The sequence below is a fragment of the Lysinibacillus sp. CTST325 genome, assembly GCF_054665055.1.
The window spans coordinates 18,817-38,989 of the sequence record NZ_BAAFHO010000013.1 but is presented as its reverse complement, the minus strand read 5'-3'; the positions used below and the strand labels follow the sequence as shown (position 1 = coordinate 38,989).

General features: G+C 36.0%; 13 protein-coding genes, 4 pseudogenes and 1 riboswitch. Of the genes and pseudogenes, 5 read left to right on the top strand and 12 right to left on the bottom strand.

From position 1 onward, the window contains the following. Positions 1-34: 34 nt before the first annotated feature. Positions 35-460 (bottom strand): hypothetical protein, encoded by a 426-nt coding sequence (locus ACYQ73_RS22055; protein ID WP_460014419.1) that lies wholly within the window; start codon positions 458-460, stop codon positions 35-37. A 132-nt stretch (positions 461-592) separates the two neighbouring features. Here ACYQ73_RS22055 and ACYQ73_RS22050 point away from each other — a divergent pair, with 132 nt between their 5' ends. Continuing rightward, complete coding sequence (locus ACYQ73_RS22050; RefSeq protein WP_460014418.1) at positions 593-1,564, top strand: DUF1385 domain-containing protein; 972 nt, start codon at positions 593-595, stop codon at positions 1,562-1,564. Positions 1,565-1,621: 57 nt separating this feature from the next. On the opposite strand, the gene ACYQ73_RS22045 is transcribed toward ACYQ73_RS22050, so the two are convergent. Then, positions 1,622-2,530, bottom strand: coding sequence for an NAD(P)H-dependent flavin oxidoreductase (locus tag ACYQ73_RS22045; RefSeq protein WP_460014417.1), 909 nt, complete (start codon positions 2,528-2,530; stop codon positions 1,622-1,624). 833 nt (positions 2,531-3,363) lie between these two features. Between ACYQ73_RS22045 and ppsA the strand changes: the two genes are divergently transcribed. After that, positions 3,364-5,964, top strand: a complete 2,601-nt coding sequence (gene ppsA / locus ACYQ73_RS22040; protein ID WP_460014416.1) for a phosphoenolpyruvate synthase — start codon at positions 3,364-3,366, stop codon at positions 5,962-5,964. A gap of 464 nt (positions 5,965-6,428) precedes the next feature. Here the strand turns inward: ppsA and ACYQ73_RS22035 are convergent, their stop codons facing one another. From ACYQ73_RS22035 to ACYQ73_RS22020, 4 genes are all read right to left on the bottom strand, one after another. Beyond that, complete coding sequence (locus ACYQ73_RS22035) at positions 6,429-7,172, bottom strand: LytR/AlgR family response regulator transcription factor (RefSeq protein ID WP_460014415.1); 744 nt, start codon at positions 7,170-7,172, stop codon at positions 6,429-6,431. 9 nt (positions 7,173-7,181) lie between these two features. Next, complete coding sequence (locus ACYQ73_RS22030) at positions 7,182-8,366, bottom strand: sensor histidine kinase (protein ID WP_460014414.1); 1,185 nt, start codon at positions 8,364-8,366, stop codon at positions 7,182-7,184. 386 nt (positions 8,367-8,752) lie between these two features. Beyond that, entirely contained in the window at positions 8,753-9,490 is a 738-nt protein-coding gene (locus tag ACYQ73_RS22025; protein ID WP_460014413.1) for an ABC transporter permease, read from the bottom strand. A 12-nt stretch (positions 9,491-9,502) separates the two neighbouring features. Continuing rightward, the gene (locus tag ACYQ73_RS22020) at positions 9,503-10,228 is read right to left on the bottom strand and encodes an ABC transporter ATP-binding protein (RefSeq protein WP_460014412.1); all 726 of its coding nucleotides are present in this window, start codon (positions 10,226-10,228) and stop codon (positions 9,503-9,505) included. Positions 10,229-10,923: 695 nt separating this feature from the next. On the opposite strand from ACYQ73_RS22020, the pseudogene ACYQ73_RS22015 reads away from it, so the two are divergent. Continuing rightward, a pseudogene (locus tag ACYQ73_RS22015) lies at positions 10,924-10,992 on the top strand (hypothetical protein); the annotation flags it as partial. Between the two features lie 220 nt (positions 10,993-11,212). On the opposite strand, the pseudogene ACYQ73_RS22010 reads toward ACYQ73_RS22015, so the two are convergent. The 6 genes and pseudogenes from ACYQ73_RS22010 to ACYQ73_RS21985 all read right to left on the bottom strand — a co-directional run. Beyond that, positions 11,213-12,340, bottom strand: a pseudogene (locus tag ACYQ73_RS22010) (hypothetical protein); the annotation flags it as partial. Positions 12,341-12,401: 61 nt separating this feature from the next. Continuing rightward, positions 12,402-13,337, bottom strand: a complete 936-nt coding sequence (locus tag ACYQ73_RS22005; protein WP_460014411.1) for a restriction endonuclease — start codon at positions 13,335-13,337, stop codon at positions 12,402-12,404. Positions 13,338-13,536: 199 nt separating this feature from the next. Beyond that, positions 13,537-14,181 (bottom strand): annotated as a pseudogene (locus tag ACYQ73_RS22000) (hypothetical protein); the annotation flags it as partial. Positions 14,182-14,417: 236 nt separating this feature from the next. Then, positions 14,418-15,299, bottom strand: a complete 882-nt coding sequence (locus tag ACYQ73_RS21995) for an endonuclease domain-containing protein (protein WP_460014410.1) — start codon at positions 15,297-15,299, stop codon at positions 14,418-14,420. Between the two features lie 93 nt (positions 15,300-15,392). Beyond that, a pseudogene (locus tag ACYQ73_RS21990) lies at positions 15,393-16,187 on the bottom strand (ribonucleotide reductase N-terminal alpha domain-containing protein); the annotation flags it as partial. Positions 16,188-16,389: 202 nt separating this feature from the next. Beyond that, positions 16,390-17,220: a lipoate--protein ligase family protein gene (locus ACYQ73_RS21985; protein WP_337989567.1), complete on the bottom strand. Its 831-nt coding sequence runs from the start codon at positions 17,218-17,220 to the stop codon at positions 16,390-16,392. A gap of 364 nt (positions 17,221-17,584) precedes the next feature. Between ACYQ73_RS21985 and ACYQ73_RS21980 the strand changes: the two genes are divergently transcribed. Then, complete coding sequence (locus ACYQ73_RS21980) at positions 17,585-17,968, top strand: rhodanese-like domain-containing protein (RefSeq protein WP_370043147.1); 384 nt, start codon at positions 17,585-17,587, stop codon at positions 17,966-17,968. 523 nt (positions 17,969-18,491) lie between these two features. After that, positions 18,492-18,568: riboswitch (glycine riboswitch) on the top strand. Between the two features lie 162 nt (positions 18,569-18,730). Beyond that, positions 18,731-20,080, top strand: coding sequence for an amino acid permease (locus ACYQ73_RS21975; RefSeq protein WP_460014409.1), 1,350 nt, complete (start codon positions 18,731-18,733; stop codon positions 20,078-20,080). The last annotated feature ends 93 nt before the right edge of the window (positions 20,081-20,173 follow it).

Sequence of the window (20,173 nt, the reverse complement as noted above, 5' to 3'; positions counted from 1 at the left end):
GCCATTATTTTATCATACAAGGCGCATACAGCAACTAATTTCCTTTTTGTGCTGTGTGCTCCTTTTGATGAAAATTCGCAGTTTCAAGCAAGAAACGTAATAGACAAATAACAATGACCATGAAAGGAATCGAGAGTTTTTTAAAGGAAGAAGATTGCAAAGGCAAATCCAGAACCATCCATTCTAATGTGATGGACAAAAGTAGGCCAAGTAAAAAAGAAGATAGCACAGCTGGGATAATATAGACATATCTCAATGTAATAAATAATAAAAATCCAATAAAAAATAAGACTAGGATGAGAAAACTCCATTGAAATAGTTTTGAGCTTCCTTCAAATATATCCCACTTCTTATAAAAACCTATTGGATTCCATTTAATAAGTTGAAAGTATTGAAGTCCCTTTAAACATAATGCTAAAACAAGTGCACTGACGAGCGATGTTATACTAGCTACTTTCAAGCAAAAATCCTCCTAACTTGTACCACGAGTTTATTTTCAAACGTTAATCATTTCCTAAACTGTACGATTAGTGTAACCATATAGAAATTTTACTATGCGTAACTCTAGAGGTTTTTCACTAAATTTAGTACAATGGTACAGTTGAAATATATAAAGAGAGTGGTGTTAGCCTTGAGCAATTCACCTGTATACGGGGGACAAGCACAATTAGAAGGTGTAATGTTCGGAGGAAAGGAACATACGATTACCGCTATTCGCCGTAACGATGATTCCATTGATTATTATCATTATAAAAAAGTTCAAAACCCTATTTTGCAAAAGCTTAAAAAAATTCCATTGGTACGAGGCGTTGTAGCATTGATTGAATCAGCTGGCTTAGGCTCCCGCCATATGCAATTTTCAGGGGACCGTTACGACGTTACACCTGGCGAAGAAGAAGAGCATCAAGAGGAAGGCTCGAGACTTCAAATGATTTTAGGCGTTGCAGTTGTAGGTATTCTTTCCTTTTTATTTGGTAAATTTGCCTTTACATTAATTCCTGTATTTATTGCAGATTTTTTCTCTAAATGGATAGAGGGCAAAACCGGTCAAATTTTACTTGAAAGCGGCATTAAGCTATTTTTACTACTTACCTATTTATATTTTATATCTTTAACGCCACTAATTAAACGAGTATTCCAATATCATGGTGCAGAACATAAGGTTATAAATTGCTATGAAGCTGGTATGGACGTAACAGTGGAAAATGTGCAAGCACAATCACGTTTACACTATCGTTGCGGTAGTAGCTTTATGCTGTTCACTGTGTTTGTAGGCATGTTTTTATATTTCTTCGTGCCAACTGATCCACTTTGGTTACGCATTTTGGACCGTATTCTATTAATTCCAGTTGTACTTGGTATATCATTTGAAGTACTTCAAGCGACAAATGCGTGCCGTAATATTCCCGTGTTACGCTTCCTTGGCTATCCAGGCTTATGGCTGCAATTACTGACAACACGTGAGCCTAAGGATGAGCAAGTAGAAGTAGCCATCGCTTCCTTCAATATGCTGCTTCAAGTTGAACAACAACCAGAAATCGCAGCTACTTTGAATCATGATTAAAAATTAAAGGGCAGGTCCAACCGATGCATTTGGTTGGACTTGCCCTTTTTATCGTTTTTACAAAGGCTGTACAGAAATTATTTGTTGCTTTGCTTTCTCGTACTCTTCTTCCAATGTTATAAGTATTTCACGAACTGACTCTCGTTTGACAATATTAGTAATGCCATGCCCGGCTGACCAAATATCTCGCCATGCCTTGACATTCACGAGATGTGTTAAATCAACATCCTCTCTTGGCTTCAATGTCGCTGGATCAATGCCCTCCTTCAATAAAGATGGAATTAACACATTCACATGGACACCGCTAAAGGCGTCGGTATATAAAATATCAGAGGTATCACTGTCAATCACCATATTTTTGTACTCCTCAGGCGCATTTCCTTCATCACAAGCTAAAAAACGCGTACCCATATAGGCATAGTCTGCTCCCATTATTTGAGCAGCTAATACGTCTGCACCACTAGAGATGGAGCCTGATAAAATGATTGTCCCTGTAAAGAATTTCTTTACCGCAGATACAAAGCCAAATGGGTTCAGTTGCCCACCATGCCCGCCTGCACCTGCGCAAACAAGAATTAGTCCGTCTACACCCGTGGCAGCAGACTTTTCTGCATGCTTGACGTTCGCCACATCTGCATAGACCTTCCCTCCATAGCCGTGCACAATGTCCATAACTCTCTTTGGATTGCCTAGTGAAGTAATGACAATTGGTGGTTGGAATTGTTCAATTAACTGTAAATCTTCCTCAAATCGTGTATTCGCTACAGGATGGCATATAAAGTTAACTGCCCATTGCTCAGTCGGTAGTGCCTTTTTTATTTCTTCAAGCCACTCAGCACATGTTGAAGCAGGTCTTGCATTTAATAATGGAAATGAACCAATAGCCCCTGCTCTACTTGCTTCAATAACCATCTTAGGGTTAGAAACTAAAAACATCGGAGCCACTATAATTGGTAAACTAGACATACACTCTCCCCCTTTATACTTAAATATTTCGAGAGATTTCCTGAAAATCCTACTAAAAAAATTAAAATTTTAATTCTGCCCCCGCATCTTACATTAGAATAACAGCGACCCATCCCCTCTCAAAGGTGGAAGCTGGTGGTTGTCTATATGAAGATAAAAAAGTGCTATCCGTTTTTTTAGGAGTTAGATGTTGCCTTGCAATAAAGTTTGATGAAAAACACCCCACAACCAGTATTTAAGATAAATAAAAAGAATCCATTTTGAAAAAAAGATTGATCAAAACGGATTCTTATTCAGACGATTTAATTATCAGTTTTATAAAAAAAGTTTGACGATTTTCTACTGTGTTCTTCACAACCGCGCCCTTTAATGGAAGTTTTCTTGAAGATCATTGCTTAAGCCTAATTCAACATAAGCACCTGTTTGTGGCAAGATAAACTATATAGCCAATTTTTTAATGACGGTTATGAGTGGAGTAATCCGTTAAAGCGTGATTTCAATTCGAATACGTCAATGTGAAGGAAATAATTTAGCGAAAAGAGAAGGGAAATACCACGGAAGAGGTAAAAAGTATCATAAGCATACCGGGATTAACTATGCAGTGAGTCGGCTTTTTTCGATGTGATTAGCGGAAGAGGTAAATCAAGAAAAAAAACTGAATAGTTTTACCAAGTTCTTTAATATTGCACAAAAGCAGATACGAAGATATAATTATATCACAATCGCTATCTGCCTAATGTACACAATTATCCTATCTTATAATTTAATATTATCACGCAGGTATACTCTTGTCAAATAATTTTTCTCAATAGAATGGTTAGGAGAGATGTAGAATGAGTTCTTTGGTTCTTGATTTTCAGGAAATGGATAAATCACAGCTTTTGCTCGTTGGTGGAAAAGGGTTAAATTTAGGGGAATTATCAAAAATTGAAGGAATACAAGTACCGAAAGGATTTTGTGTTTCAACAGTGGGTTATCAAAAAGCTATAGAACAAAACGAAACCTTTCAAGTATTGTTGGATCAACTATCAACGCTAAAAGTAAATAATCGTGATCAAATTGGTGAAATCAGCAGGAAGATTCGACAAATCATTTTGGAAGTAGATATTCCTTCCGATGTTGTAGAAGCAGTTGTTCACACACTCTCTCAGCTTGGTGATGACCATGCTTATGCAGTACGTTCTAGTGCGACTGCTGAAGATTTACCACATGCCTCTTTTGCTGGTCAACAAGACACCTATTTAAATATCATCGGCAAGGAATCCATCTTGCAGCATATTCGTAAATGTTGGGCTTCCCTATTTACGGATCGCGCGGTAATCTACCGTATGCAAAATGGATTTGACCACAGTCAAGTGTATTTATCCGTTATCATACAACAAATGGTTTTCCCACAGGCATCAGGGATATTATTTACCGCTGATCCAATTACTTCTAACCGAAAGCTGTTATCAATCAATGCCAGTTTTGGACTCGGAGAAGCACTGGTCTCCGGCTTGGTCTCTGCCGATTGTTATAAAATACAGGAAGATAAAATCGTCGATAAGATGATAGCGACCAAGAAATTAGCTATCTATGGACTAAAAAGAGGAGGAACAGAGACACAACAAATCGATCCAGATCAGCAAAAGACACAAACACTTACTGATCAACAGATTTTACAACTAGCACGCATCGGAAGACAGATTGAAGCTTATTTTGGTTGCCCACAAGATATCGAATGGTGTTTGGTTGATGATACATTTTATATTGTTCAAAGTCGCCCGATAACGACTCTCTTCCCCATCCCTAAAGCGACTGACCAAGAAAACCACGTCTATATATCTGTCGGTCATCAACAAATGATGACAGATCCCATGAAACCATTGGGATTGTCTTTTTTCCTGTTAACGACTTCTGCGCCCATGCGTAAAGCAGGTGGAAGATTGTTTGTTGATGTTACGCATCAACTGGCTTCACCGGTCAGTAGAAACAATTTATTAAATACTATGGGACAACACGATCCGCTCATGAAAGACGCACTTATGAACATTATTGAGCGTGGAGATTTTATAAAATCGTTACCAAATGATAATAAAGCACCGAGTCCAAACAGAGGCAATACAGATACGCTAGCACAAATCGATAACAATCCATCAATCGTTTCTGAATTGATTAAGCGTAATCAAACATCCATAGAAGAGTTAAAACAAAACATCCAAACGAAATCAGGAATAGATTTATTTGATTTTATTCTAGAAGATATTCAGGAATTAAAGAAGTTTTTATTTGACCCACAAAGTTCAGCTGTATTTATGGCTGCTATAAATGCTTCCATATGGATCAATGAAAAAATGAACGAGTGGCTAGGTGAAAAAAACGTAGCAGACACGCTTTCTCAATCTGTACCAAATAATATTACTTCGGAAATGGGGCTAGCACTATTGGATGTCGCAGATGTGATCCGTCCTTATCCAGAAGTAATTGCATATTTACAACACGCAAAAGATGATAACTTTTTGAATGGACTAGTTAAGTTTGATGGCGGACAGGAAGCTAGAGACGCTTTCTATGTTTTTCTCAACAAATATGGAATGCGATGTGCTGGAGAAATCGATATTACGAAAACTCGTTGGAGTGAAGAACCAATTACACTTGTCCCCATGATTCTTAACAATATCAAAAACTTGCAGCCTAATGCCAGCACTCGGAAATTTGAGCAAGGGCGACAGGAAGCTTTGAAAAAAGAACAAGAGTTATTAGAGCGATTGAAGCAATTACCGGATGGTGAACAAAAAGCCAAAGAAACAAAAAGAATGATCGACCTAATTCGGAATTTCATCGGCTATCGTGAATATCCAAAATACGGCATGATTAATCGCTACTTCGTTTATAAGCAGGCTTTACTGAAAGAAGCCGGACAACTCGTACAAGCCAACGTTATTCATAAAAAAGAAGATATATACTATCTCACTTTTGAAGAACTTCGTGAAATCGTACACACAAATAAACTAGATTACCAGATCATCAGCGAACGAAAAGACGAGTACAAATTATATGAAAGACTTACTCCCCCGCGCGTTATCACGTCTGATGGTGAAATCATTGTAGGTGAATACAAACGAGAAAATCTCCCAGCCAAAGCTATTGTAGGGCTACCTGTTTCTTCCGGAGTTATAGAGGGACGGGCTCGTGTCATCTTAAACATGGAAGATGCTGATTTAGAAGAAGGAGATATATTAATTACCTCCTTTACTGACCCTAGCTGGACACCATTGTTTGTATCCATAAAAGGTCTAGTCACCGAAGTTGGTGGACTGATGACCCATGGAGCAGTTATCGCACGTGAATATGGCTTACCAGCAGTTGTTGGGGTGGAAAGTGCCATTAAACTGATAAAAGACGGACAACGAATTCGCGTACATGGAACAGAAGGGTATATTGAAATATTGTAATATCTAATTCGTCAAGTAAGAGCCTCTGTCTTAATGGACGGCACTAAATTCAACCTGTCATAGATAAACGGACGCTTCCCCTAATTTGTCCTATTTTCTATCCATTTTTGATTGATAGTAAATCCATTGCAAAATTGGGATTCTATTGTTCAATAACGAAAAGTCGATTCTTCCTTACTTTTCGTAAGAATAATTGATATTGAGCTTCTCTCGAATAAGATTTAGGCATTGATCTTCAACCACTGGACGCGTTTATGTAGTAACAAAAAAAAGGCCAATTTCTCGATTTTAATTCCGAGGAATTGGCCTTTTTATATATTAACGTTGAAATCCTCATTTCCTGACGCTCCCCCTCAAAATTTACTCTTCGTATTCATAAATTTTGAGATTCTGTTCATACCCATCTTTCAAATTCCTTGTACGATACATTTTAAACTCTTGGAAATAGAAGGAAGAGCATACTCTTATTCGATAACACTCATTTCTAATTTTTTCTGTACAGCTTTAATCATTCGAGCAGATCCATAGCAAGTTTCTCCATTTCCCATTAGAATTTCTTTCTTTTTCAAGTCCACTTCCTGAATATTGTCGATATTTACTACGTAAGAATTATGGCAACGAATGAAGCCTTCATACTCTTTTTCTATTTCTTTCAGCTTCCCATAAAACTCCACTTGACGATTATCCAAATGTAAAACAACTTTATGTAATGGGGAGGATTCAAAAAACATGATATCATCATAGTTGACACTAATAATTTTATCTGCAACTCTTTGAACGAATTTTTTATTGGATGTTTTGTTCATTACTTGCTTTCTTTCATTTGTCACCTTCAAACAGCTAACAATCTTGCTCTGTACAGAATCGACATCATCTTTAATAATAAAATCCATCGCAGCTACTTTATAAATGAAATTTAAATATGTAAGTTCTGAGTGGGTTGTGATAAAAACAATATCACCTATTGGATCAATTTTTCTGATTTCCGAGCCAAGTGTGATACCATTCATCTCATGATTCAAGTCGATATCAAGAAAATATAAACCAGGTCGATTACTCTCCTTTATATAGGCTAATATTTCTTCTGGATCTGCAGTTGTTAGTACCAGTTGCATATCAAGGTTTTCAATCATTATGTAATTTGAAACATACCTGGCTATCTTTTCTCTTTGTTCCTTTTGATCTTCACAAATAAAAACATCAATCATCTCAATCCCTCACTTTAAAATTACAATTTCTTGTTTAAAAAATCCATCCTCTATAACTGTATCCAACTGTGTGTTATTTTCCTGATCAACCATTTTCTTCAGGCTATTCAGCCCCAATCCTCGATTTTCTCCTTTTGTTGAGAAACCTTTTTCGAAATATTGAAAGAGCTTATACCCAGTATCTAGGAACGTATTCCAAACGACAAAGGACACGGAATGTTCAAACTCCACAAACCCCACTCGAACCGTACCCTTTTCTACTTCTTCAGCTGCTTCAATGGCATTGTCTAAAATAATTCCGATACAGCGGCACAACAGTATACTATCCATATTCAGATAATGAATTTCATTAGGACATTCAAAAACCACATCTATACCTTTTTCCTGTGCTGTAATCAATTTGGAGGATACCAAACCTTTTACTTCTGGGATTTTAATTTGGGACAATCCCCTCATTTTAAAATCATTGTCACGAATCTTTTGACTGACGCGCATTATATTGTCATTAAAATAGCTTTCTAAAGCATTCATATCACGATTGGTAATGTATTCTGACATAGAAGACAGGATATTGATGTAATCATGGCGGAAAGTTCGCATTTCATTATAGTTTCTTTCCAGCTGTTCAGTGTACATTTGTAGACTGTTTAGCTCAATTTCCTTTTCCCTCATCTCAAACCGCTTTCTGAAGGTATATACTAGAAACGACAAACTAACAGCAAAAATAATAAAATAGATAAATAAGTACAGCGTATTCATCAATACAAGCTTATTTTGATTTCCTGTTAATCGTACATAAACAATCATTGTAAAATAAATCGCATATGTAAAAAGACCCAATAAAGCTGCAATTCGCGTTAAATTCCTATCATCTGTATCCTTCTCAAAAATTCGAATAGTAACTTTTTTCCAAAAGGCTATAAATATAAAGCCAATAATCAGTGTAATAAATTGATGAAGTAATGTCGCTGATGAAATTATTCCGTTTGTTTCTATAAAGGTAGTACTAATCCCGAAGATTTTTACCATAATGAAAGTTGCTATATGATCAATTAGAATCGTAGCAATCATTACTGTTGATGCGTAGTACAATGCAGGTATCCACTTTAGATATGTATATTTAAACATAGCAAGAACAAACGCAAATATTAATAACGAACCAAAAATATCTAAATACGAATATAACCCAGCCATAATTAAACTAAACAATACGGCCGCAAAAATATATTCCTTTCGAAAAAAACGTTTACCTATAACGAAACTTACCAAAATACAATAAAATAAAACCTGAATGAATGCTAATATAGCCACTCACTGACCCTCATTTCTATATAGTAACTCCACTATATAGTATACTATAGACAAGTAAATAAAAGGAATCCAGGGAGGCGTGTTAGAGGAATATAGGAAATTAAAAGAAAGACAAAACCTGACCAAAATACAGGCTTATATTCCAGCTCTTAAAGCTATCACTTTTACAAAGCTCTTTCAAAAAATTCATTTAAAACAACAGCTCATTATCAAATAGTGTAGAAGACAATGTCTACTTATAACGATTCTCACCAAATCGTTGGAACTCATTAAAATCTTTTTTTGAGCTTCATAACAACTAATGAAATAATTAGAAGAAACGATGTGTACCCGATTGAAATCAACATATCTTGATTGAATTCAAATGTCTGATTCCAAATTGAAATATACATTCTATTTAAATGGTAGAACGGATTCACATAAGATACATATTTCACAAAATTCGGAAGACTATCCACAGGAACAGAAAAGCCGCCAGTGAACATAACAATTTGAAACAAAACAATAGACATAATTAGTGCTGTTTTCACTTCCTTGAAGTTTGAATAAATCGCATGAGAATAAACTAACATTATCGCATTAATAAGTAACAAACATAAATATGAAACTAAGAAATTAACAATAGAAAGTTGCAAATCATAAATAAGTATGCCAATCAATGTTATTAAGACAAATCCTGCAGTTGCAATAATAAATGACTTGGCAATACTGGACATCAGAAGAATTTTATCTGTTATAGGCGTAATGAAAAGTCTTTTTTCAATTCCTTCCGCACGATTCATTACCTGATCAAAACCAAAAGCAAAAAATACTACTGAAAAACTAATTAGGACAATAAACGATGGTGTATACATTTGAACATAGTTCATTCCTCCGCTATAGGTTGCATTACTGAACATTTGTCCCATTAAAATATATGTTACTGGCGGTACAACAACTGTGAAAACTAAATAAAATAACTCTCTAAAAAACATGATTAAGTCATATTTAATTTGTGTTAATAACATCTTTTCTCCTCCTTATTTAGAAATTTTATCAAGATAAAAGCTATTAATAGACTTATAACCTGATTTCAATATATTTTCTGGCGTATCATATATTTCGGTTACACCGTCGTTGATGAATAGAACTTTATCACAGTAGAGTTCTATTTCGTCCATGTAATGAGTCGATAAAATCACTGTACTGTCATTTTTTTTTATATAACCTGTGATGCTTTCCCATAATATGTTCCGCATATGAGGATCCAGACCGGTAGTCGGTTCATCCAAAATAATCAAACGCGGTTTTGAAGAAAAAGCAATCGCTAGGCTAACCTTTTGCTTCCAGCCTCCAGATAAATTATCAAAAAACGTATTTAGATGCTCTTGCAATTCAAACTCTTCGATAATTTCATTTAAATCTACTTTGCTACCATAATAGGCACGAAAAAGATCTAGTAATTCTTTTACTTTTAATTTTTTATAAAACTGTGTAGGCTGAAGTACAGCAGATATATTACTTTTGATTTCTTCCAGCTGAGCTTGATCAATTTCCTTTAAGTTATTACCAAAAACAGCTACCTTACCGTCATTATAATCATTAATCGTCATTAAAATTTCCAAGAATGTCGATTTCCCAGCACCATTTTTACCGATAACACCAATAATTTCACCTTTTTTAGCAGTAAAGTCTATTCCTTTCAGAACAGCTTTTTTCCCATAGTTCTTTGTTAATTTTTCTACCTTTACATTGTAATCCTGCATGATTCACCCTCCTAATTTACATACATACTATAACTCGAGAATTCTACTGTTTTTCATTCCATGCATACAATCTGCTCCTATATACTTAGATGTCCAAAGTATTTGATTTAGGTGTTCTATTTTTATTCCTAACTGTCAACAAGATTCCCTGTGGCAGCACTTGTTTTACAAGTACAGCTAATTTGAACAGGCAGACTGCTGCATGATTAGGAAATCACCTTCTCCTTTAGGTGTTCTATGAAACTCTAATAGACCATCTACTTTTCACAAAATAGGTTATGAAGTGATACTTCACGTTTCTGTCAGCCCCCCGGATAAGCACATACACTTTAACACCATCTTTCCACCTTATTTATCCGATACGGTCTTCAAAAGAAAGCGCTTTGTTTTATTGAGCAAACTCATTCTGAACTAGCCTTATATGTAGTAGTGTTCCTAGGGCAGGTGTGTTACTTCCTTCAGAGATTGGAACTTGCACCCTAAAGTTCATGTGCAAGCTACGCATACCACTAAAAAAAGCACCAGCAAGATGCTGATACTTTAGGTCTGTTAAATACATAATCAAATGGTTTTTTATTAAATTGATAGAAATTCTTGCTGTTTATTTATTTTAAAATGTTTTAACGAGCGGACCTTCCTAACTATGAAACATCAAGTTTAACTACAGTATATAATCCGCACCAACTCCAGCTTCTTTAATCCATTCTGACCGAAAGCCTACGAAAGATGAAATCTTAGAATTATCGTTTCCATGGAAAAACTAGGAATCATACCATACCTTTTATTTATGGCGTGTCCTTTATCTTAGTTTTAAACCAAGGCGGATAATCTACCCAACTGCCAGTTCCTTGACCCTCTTTAGTCCACCTATCGATTTTAAATGTTCTTTTTTTTTTCGACACAAAAACGCCCCTTTAGATAATCATATCCAAAGGGGCAAAGCTTCGCGAGTTTATTCTAAACATCACATTTTTTATAAACGGTTTATAGGCCACATTTTAACTGTGCTGCACAGTTTGTACATGTATTACAGCCACCGATTTCTTCTACAGTTCCTTTACGGCATACAGGGCAAGTATTCCCTACATCCGAACCGATAACTGTTGTCGATTCTAACGCTTGAATTGTATCTACTAATACAACCGGACGCTTCGTTGGTACTTCTACTAATTCTTCCTCGAATGATAGTTGATCCATATCATTTTCTTCAGCCTTTAATGTCAGTACTTGTGAATCACGGCTACCATCTACATAGACCGTACCACCTTTAGCGCCGCCTTTATATAAGCGCTCATATACTTTTTCAACTTGTTGTACTGTATAACCTTTTGGTGCGTTTACAGTTTTTGAAATAGATGAATCAATCCATTTTTGGATGATACATTGTACATCAGCATGTGCTTCTGGTTTTAATTCCATCGCCGTAACGAACCAATCAGGAAGATTATTCTCATCTACTTCCGGATGACGTTCTAAATATTCTTGTACGATTTCTGCTTTTACCTCGATGAATTTACCTAGACGACCTGAACGGTAATATGTGAACGAGAAGTATGGCTCAAGACCTGTTGCCACGCCAACCATCGTACCAGTAGAACCAGTTGGAGCTACTGTTAGTAAATGCGAGTTGCGAATACCTGTTGCTAAAATTTGCTCTTTAATGTGTGCAGGCATTTTTTGCATAAAGCCTGTTTCAGTAAATGCTTTACGTAAACGTGCTGTCTCTTCCTCATTTGTTCCTACAAGGAATGGGAAGCTACCGCGTTCTTTCGCAAGTTCTGTTGACGTCTCATACGCAGTTTCAGCAATCGTCTTAAAGATTTCATCGACTAGCTCATTACCAGCTTCTGAGCCATATTCTTTCTCACAATAAATTAGTAAGTCCGCTAAGCCCATTACGCCTAAGCCAACACGACGCTCTCCAAGAGCTTGTACACGATTTTCTTCTAAGAAGTATGGTGTTGCATCAATTACATTATCCTGCATACGAACACCAACACGAACTGTTTCACGTAGTGCTTCGAAATCAATTGTTTGATCTTCTTTATTTGCAAACTGCGCTAAGTTCACAGCGGCTAAGTTACACACAGAATATGGTGCAAGTGGTTGTTCCAATTATTGTTATCCTAAAGGCTTTTTATCCTCTAGTTCTTACAGTTCAATTCCTGTAAGTTCAGCATACATTTTCATTACACACTTTTTTCATAAACCTAAGTAGTTCTTTTCTTCCTCTATCTTCCCCAAAAATTGATTTTGAAATTACTCTAAAATCTTTAACTCCAAATTCTTGATATATTCTTTCGATTAATGGTTGAAGAGTTGATTTTATTTGATTATAAGGGGTTGCAATTATAATTTCTTTATTGTCGATTGCCCATTGAATTACTGTCTGTTTAATTTCTTGATGAATTTTCGCTCGCTTATCAACATAAGTTTGTGTGGCAACTTGAATATTTGAATATCCAGCACATGATTGAGTACAAAACAATTTTGATGAAGAAACAATCACTTCAAAGTTGCTCCCACAACTCTTACAGATTCTTTGTTTCCTAGGTTTCTTTTGCTTACCCTTTTGAGCCAGGCCAGATTTTCTTAAACCTTCAATCATTCTTGCTTTTGCTGGACTATTAGATTCCCACAATCGCTTTGTATGCTGTCCAATTATTTTTTTAGTTTGCTCATTATGTTGTTGATTGAAATGGCCATTATACTTACCATAACTAGCTTTGTTTATTGTCGTATTTTTAGATTCTATCCACTCTGTTATCGTAGAAGTTAACGAAAATGGTACAAGCTTATACATTTCGAGCAATTCTTCATAAGAAATTAATTCGCAATCAATATCATAAATTGTTTCAATAACCTTTAAAGCTTCAAGAGCTTTTTCTTTCGCTGTAATATCGCGAGACTTAATTTCAACAATCTTTATAATATCACCGTTATCATTATAGAAGAAAAAATCAGGTTTATAAAATTTAAATCCTATATTAAATACTTTGTCTTCATAGCCCCAAGAAATGGAATGATAATCTAGAAATTTGGCGTATGCATACTCATATGAACTTCTTAAATAATATGATTTATAAAAACCTGCATAACCTCTGTTCATTTGATCACAGCCTTTCTTTAATTAGGCTAGTATTTATTATATTGTGTAATGTTGCGGTCTCGTGCCCGGATTATAGTCTACTAGTAGGATCACCGGGTATGCGTTGCCCCTGACTTAAGTTTTACCTTTAGCCTTCGGTTCGGATTAGCATCTCAGCCTTCCCGCTTTATCCCGCAATTTTTAATGTGAGGCGAAGTCCACCACACGGATTTGTCGCTACAACGCTTTGACCATAAGCTTTTGCGTTTGTCATTTCATTGGCGTTGTCGATGAAGAAAATACCTGGCTCTGCAGAGTACGTTGCACAAACGTTGATTAAATTCCATAATTCCTTCGCTTTAATCGTGCGGTAAGTGCGTACTTTATAGCCCATTTTCTCCCATTCACGCACATCTCCAACTTTATGCCATTCACTGTTGTAAATAGCCATCTCTTCTTTTGTATATTCTTCAACAGCTGGGAAACGAAGCTCAAAGTCAGCGTCATTTTCTACAGCTTGCATAAATTCTTTTGTTAATGTTACAGAAATATTTGCACCCGTTAAAAACTCTTGATTGTGAACAGTATAAGTACCACCATCACGAAGCTTGTTTTCCGCTTCACGAATAATAGCCGTATCAAAACCGCCTAAACCTTCGATACCTTTATAGTTTACAATACCTTGATACATAGCTTCCTCTTGAGTTGAAAGAGGTTTAAAGTTTAATTTTTCTTTTGCTAGACGAATAATCGTTTTATCCGTTGTATTTTCGATTAGGTATCGTAGAATACGTGGATTTTGCATTTTTGAAATAATAAATTCCACGATATCAGGATGCCAATCTGCCAGCATAATCATTTGTGCCAATTTCTTACGCGGGTTCGCTATACCCACTCTCTATGTCACCATAGAAGTTGAGACCATATCTTACATCTATTAGATGTCCTCGCACTTCGGAGTGGCTTCACTCCTACTCTACTCACTTCCGCTAACTTAGCGTGCTTTCGATGGTCGTTGAACCTTCCTCTCTGAAAGAGGCTCGGCTGCTGATTGTCTTTATCCCACTGCTATTTTCAAGCATTCACGCTTACCGTTTCCAGTTACGTTGTAGCTAGCAGTGCATTTATAATGCGTTGTTTAACATTTTCAAAATCGTTTTTTATCTCATCTTCCCAGAAACGGAGTAAAGTGTAACCGTGAGCTGCTGCAATTTGATTTTTTTCAATATCCCTGGCTTTTATCCTCTTTTGAACTTCATAAAAAGTGGAATAAAATTTCGGATTCCCATGCCAAAAATCGCCATCACATTCAATTAGAATTTTTGTCCCTAATAGTAAAAAATCAAATTGTGCTCCTTCAAAGATGAAGGAATATTTGTAGGGGATTGATTGTTCAACTAAGAAATGCTCTAAAGCTTTTTCAATACTAGTTTTTCTAAATGTTTCCCTCTCTAGTTGCTTTAATGCAGCTTGTCGAATCTTTTCGATGGTTTCTTCACTATAAACCCCTGTCTTACCGCTATTCCATGAAGGAGTTCCATTTATTTTTCTAGTTTTAGCTGTTTTTGAAATGATACTTTCAAAATGAACCTTTTTTTGTTCATCTGGCATTTCATTATGCCATTTTCCTGTATTTTGTGATCGAAGCCTACTCGCACACTCTTTACTACAAGTTTTAGTCTGCCGATGTTTTTCATCGAATAGTTTTCCACAAATTACACAAGTTAAAGGCTCACCTTTTCCTCGACAGCTTCTACTACAAAATTGATTGGGAATCCCACGCCTCAATTTTACCTTTTTATTACATAAAATATATTGGCAGGTAACCGTTTCTATTGGATAAAAATAAGATATTAAATAATTATCTAACGTTAAGTTATGCTCATTTTTCAAATGAGACGTAAACCAACCTTGTTTATTATGATTTATTGTAAAACCACATATTAAACAAGTCTGTGGCTGTTTCGCATCATAAACATCCATATTTCCCACCTCGATTAAAGTGACAATATTTCCGTTAAAGAGTTTCCAGCAATTCACGAGGTTTGTTTACGCAGAAGCACCTAGATTATGCTTACCTCTGCGGCTGCCACCTTGTTCAACAAGATGAGTCAGCTTCGCAATATCATCTAACCATGAAACGGAACCAGATGATTTACCATTTACACCACGTGCTAAAGTGTTACGCGGACGCAATGTCGAACCATTTGTCCCTACACCACCACCGCGGCTCATAATTTCCATCACTTGCTTACGGTGATCACTGATTCCTTCACGTGAATCTGCTACAAATGGCATTACGTAACAGTTGAAGAACGTTACATCTGTTTCAGATCCTGCTCCGTAAATAACTCGTCCAGCTGGAATGAATTTTAATGATACTAACTGCTCATAAAACTTCTCAAACCATTCTTGGCGTTTCTCTGGTGTTTTTTCAACAGCAGCAAGTCCTGTTGCATTTCGTTTTGCGATTTGTTCATAAAATATTTCAAGAGGCTTTTCTAGCACGTCAATTGAACGCGTAATCACACCTGTTTCTTGCTCTTTCGGATCATCTAAAGCACTACGGTAATCTTCCTCAATTAAAATTTCTGCTGTTTTTGTAGACATATCAAGCTTTTGGATTGTCCCTAAACCACGTGCAGGGAATTTTGGATCTGACTTCACTGTTAATACGACAAAATCACCGGCTTTTAACGTTTTCTTCTCCGTATCCTTAAACGAGTAGCGATCGATCATCACAAGTCTTGATACACCTTTATGCGTAATGTGCATATCAGATGTTACAGGATGAACCTGCGGAAATTGTTCAATATCTTTGTTTAACTGTTCAAATTTGTTTACTTCGGGTTGATGATTTGTAAGTACCATCGTTTTGCCTCCCTTGTTTTCTGCATTACAATAATAAATACACAATATCATGTGTCGTTAAACACTACATATTGTGTATGTTTCTTTAAAAAAGATACTATATATAGTTTTTTAATTCAACTCTTGCAATTTCGAATAGAATCCGAATCACTTGTTATTACAAGGGTTGAACGATAAAAAAATATTTTTCTTATACCATTTTTTATTTTTTGAAGTTCCAATCATCACATGCATATTTTTTTTCTTCTAGTGCATGCACATATTCTAATTGCTCCTCAGAAAGTGTAAATGGTTTTAAATCAATTTGCAACGATTTTGCAAAACCATCACGAAAAGCTGTGACACATTGTTCAATAGTCACAGGTTCTTTAACAAGGTTATTGATAGCAACCGCTTTCTCGGGCATCTTTCTACGCATACGGTCCTTCGCTTCTTCACTTGAAAAATTAAAAACAGACAATAATTTCTCCTGATCTAAATCAAGTAAAATAGCTCCATGCTGTAAAATAACACCTTTTTGACGAGTTTGTGCACTACCAGCTACTTTTTTACCTTCTACAACAAGCTCATACCAGCTTGGCGCATCAAAGCAAACTGCGCTTTTTGGTTTCTTTAAGTCTGCTCTTTGTTCTTCTGTATCAGGTACACTAAAATAAGCATCCATCCCTAGATTATGAAAACCTTGCAATATACCTTCACTTAACACTCTATATGCCTCCGTCACTGATTCAGGCATATCTGGATAGCTTTCCGAAACAATGACGCTATATGTCAACTCATGTTCATGTAAAACTGCTCTACCACCTGTTGGTCGGCGAACAAAGCCTAGTCCTTGTTCTCGTACGGCTTCTAAATTGATATCTCTTTTCGCCTGCTGAAAATAGCCAATCGAAAGTGTTGCTGGCTCCCATTCGTAAAAACGAATGACTGGCGGAATTAAACCTTCACTATGCCAATCAAGTAATGCTTCATCTAAAGCCATATTAAAAGAAGGGCTACATTTCCCTGAATTAAGAAAATACCAAGTTGTCATATTTTCATCTCCTACAAATATTTAATTGAACATTAGCGATCGTGTACAAAAATAAGTCTCATCACCATAACGTGAGGTAGATTTCCGTCGGCTGTGCGCTTTCTTGGTGGAGTCAGATAAGCCCAAAGGATACTCTCCGCCTCATTTTGACACTTTGCGTTTAGTTCTATTCTTTATTAAAGCAATCATCCATCCTAGTCCAAGAATAGTGGTGGAATGATTCTGTGACCTTTCACTAATAACATCCATAAATATAGATAGATTAATTCTAGCCACAATCTAATTAATTTTATCAAACTCATTGGACTATCGCTAGCGCATCTTTTATAATAATAAAGAAGATAGAAAGGGGTAAGAAATTTTGTTGAACATACTTATCACAATCGGCGTTATTTTAGTAGTTGTAATTGCTTATATCGGCATTAATGCTCTACGACTAAAAAAAGCCGTAACGAACCTAACACAAGAACAATTTATTGAAGGCTATCGTAAAGCACAGCTTATCGACGTACGTGAACAAAAAGAATTTGATGCTGGTCACATCCTTGGTGCACGCAATGTTCCTTCAACTACACTACGTCAACGTCACAAAGAAATTCGCCCAGATTTACCAGTATATTTATACTGTCAAAATACAGGCCGTAGCTCACGTGCTGCTCTATTTCTTAAAAAACGTGGCTACAACCAAATTTATCAACTTCAAGGCGGCTTCCGTACTTGGACAGGTAAAATAAAGTCCAAAAAATAAAATTAAAAATCAATAAGACAATAGTGACTAATATCAATAAACCTACTCATGGAAACTAGGTAAATTTATTTATATTTACCTATATCACTTTGTTTTAAGCAAAAAGAAACCATCTCAAATAACTATGAGATGGTTTCTTTTTGCGAAAAATTCTGAGTTTCTACTATATTATATATATATATTGTTTAACGTCTGACAAGTAAGTTAAAGCAACGAAAGACACTATGCTCTCATTCACATTCCTTTGCCAAAATGCCAACCGCTTCCTAAGCTAGTTCCAATTCCCACCTCTTTCAACACCATATACCTCGAATTAAACATTATCCTTAAATTAACATATGTCTAAAAATACTATTTTTCGTAAAGTATTTACCTAGATGAACTCCATTCTTCTTTTTTTCTGAAAATGTCTGTAATTTATCCTTGAATAATTAAGTAGGCACTGATAGGATTTATAATATCTTAAAATAATGTCATACAGACATACAATACAAGCTATGAATGCTATGGATAACACTATAGCAGGAGCAGTTCTGGAGAGAGCGCATTTTGCGTCGCCGAAGGGTTCACTATCTCAGGCAAAAGGACAGAGGAGTAATATCAACTTTCAACATGAAAGCTATACCATACGGGTGTTTTCTTTTTTACATACAACATTCGCAATCGGTATTTGTTATTCTGTCGTTTACGAGACTAGTGTCACTACTAGTCTCTTTTTTATTTTCCAGTCATAGTTTTTACGTATCTTTGAGGGGGATCAACGTGGAACAACAACAATTAAAACGTGAATTAAAAAATCGCCATGTGCAACTCATTGCGATTGGCGGAACAATAGGTACTGGTTTATTTTTAGGATCAGGTAAAGCTATTGCTTTAGCGGGACCTTCCATTATCTTTGCCTATCTCATCGTCGGAACCGCCTTATTTTTTGTTATGCGGGCATTAGGTGAATTATTATTATCGAATGCTGGCTATACATCATTTACTGATTTTGCATCCGAATACATAGGACCTTGGGCAGGTTACATCACTGGCTGGACATACTGGTTCTGCTGGATCATGACCGCTATGGCAGATATTATTGCTGTCGGCGTTTATACACATTATTGGTTTGATATACCTCAATGGGTGCCTGCAATCGGCTGTTTAGTACTATTACTAATTTTGAATTTGTTAACTGTAAAACTATTTGGCGAACTAGAATTTTGGTTTGCCCTTATAAAAGTCATCACCATTGTGGCACTGATTGTTATTGGCCTAATCATGTTATTTACAGGCTTTCAAACAAGTTCTGGCACAGTGACAGTTGAAAATCTTTGGGCACATGGCGGGTTATTCCCGAACGGCCTATACGGTTTCCTAATGGCATTCCAAATGGTTGTTTTCGCCTTTGTTGGTGTCGAGTTAGTAGGAGTTTCTGCTGCAGAAACGGCCAATCCTAAAAAGAATATTCCTTCTGCCATTAATAAAATTCCATTACGCATTTTATTATTCTATGTAGGAGCGTTATTTGTTATTTTATGCATTAATCCTTGGTATGAAATGTCTGCATCAAGTAGCCCATTTGTACAAGTATTTACACTAGCCGGTATTCCAATTGCTGCAGGTATTATTAATTTTGTCGTCCTAACATCTGCTGCTTCTGCCGGTAATAGTGGTTTATTTTCTACTAGTCGCATGCTTTTTAATCTTGGAAACAACAAGCAAGCTTCGCCAAAGTTTGCAAAGCTCAATAAAAACAGTGTGCCAAGTAACGCACTCGTTGTTTCTGCAATTGTAGTTTCCGCTGGTGCATTACTAAGTAAATTAATGCCTGAAAACGCCTTTAGTGTTGTTACAACGATTAGTGCTATTTGCTTTATATGGGTGTGGAGTATTATATTAATCTCTCATATCATTTATAAACGTAAAAATCGCGCACTTCATGAAGCATCGATTTTCAAAGCACCTTTTACTCCATTCGTGAACTATTTAGTACTTGCCTTTTTTGCATTTTTATTAGTAGTCATGTTCATTTCAGAGGCAACACGTACCGCATTACTGTTAACACCAATTTGGTTTATCATACTAATGATTATTTATAAAATGAAAAGAAAGAAACCAATACGCTAAGGTGAATTGTCCTGGATAGTGACACTTTTAAAGAAAGTGATCCTATTCAGGACTTTTTTATCGCTAATTAACGATAGAATCAAGTGCAAAATA

Bases quoted from the DNA above. Each gene is read 5' to 3' on its own strand.
- ACYQ73_RS22050 (WP_460014418.1), top strand. From the start codon at position 593: ATGGTACAGTTGAAATATATAAAGAGAGTGGTGTTAGCCTTGAGCAAT.
- ACYQ73_RS22045 (WP_460014417.1), bottom strand. From the start codon at position 2,530: ATGTCTAGTTTACCAATTATAGTGGCTCCGATGTTTTTAGTTTCTAAC.
- ppsA (WP_460014416.1), top strand. From the start codon at position 3,364: ATGAGTTCTTTGGTTCTTGATTTTCAGGAAATGGATAAATCACAGCTT.
- ACYQ73_RS22035 (WP_460014415.1), bottom strand. From the start codon at position 7,172: ATGATTGATGTTTTTATTTGTGAAGATCAAAAGGAACAAAGAGAAAAG.
- ACYQ73_RS22030 (WP_460014414.1), bottom strand. From the start codon at position 8,366: ATGGCTGGGTTATATTCGTATTTAGATATTTTTGGTTCGTTATTAATA.
- ACYQ73_RS22025 (WP_460014413.1), bottom strand. From the start codon at position 9,490: ATGTTATTAACACAAATTAAATATGACTTAATCATGTTTTTTAGAGAG.
- ACYQ73_RS22020 (WP_460014412.1), bottom strand. From the start codon at position 10,228: ATGCAGGATTACAATGTAAAGGTAGAAAAATTAACAAAGAACTATGGG.
- ACYQ73_RS22005 (WP_460014411.1), bottom strand. From the start codon at position 13,337: ATGAACAGAGGTTATGCAGGTTTTTATAAATCATATTATTTAAGAAGT.
- ACYQ73_RS21995 (WP_460014410.1), bottom strand. From the start codon at position 15,299: ATGGATGTTTATGATGCGAAACAGCCACAGACTTGTTTAATATGTGGT.
- ACYQ73_RS21985 (WP_337989567.1), bottom strand. From the start codon at position 17,220: ATGACAACTTGGTATTTTCTTAATTCAGGGAAATGTAGCCCTTCTTTT.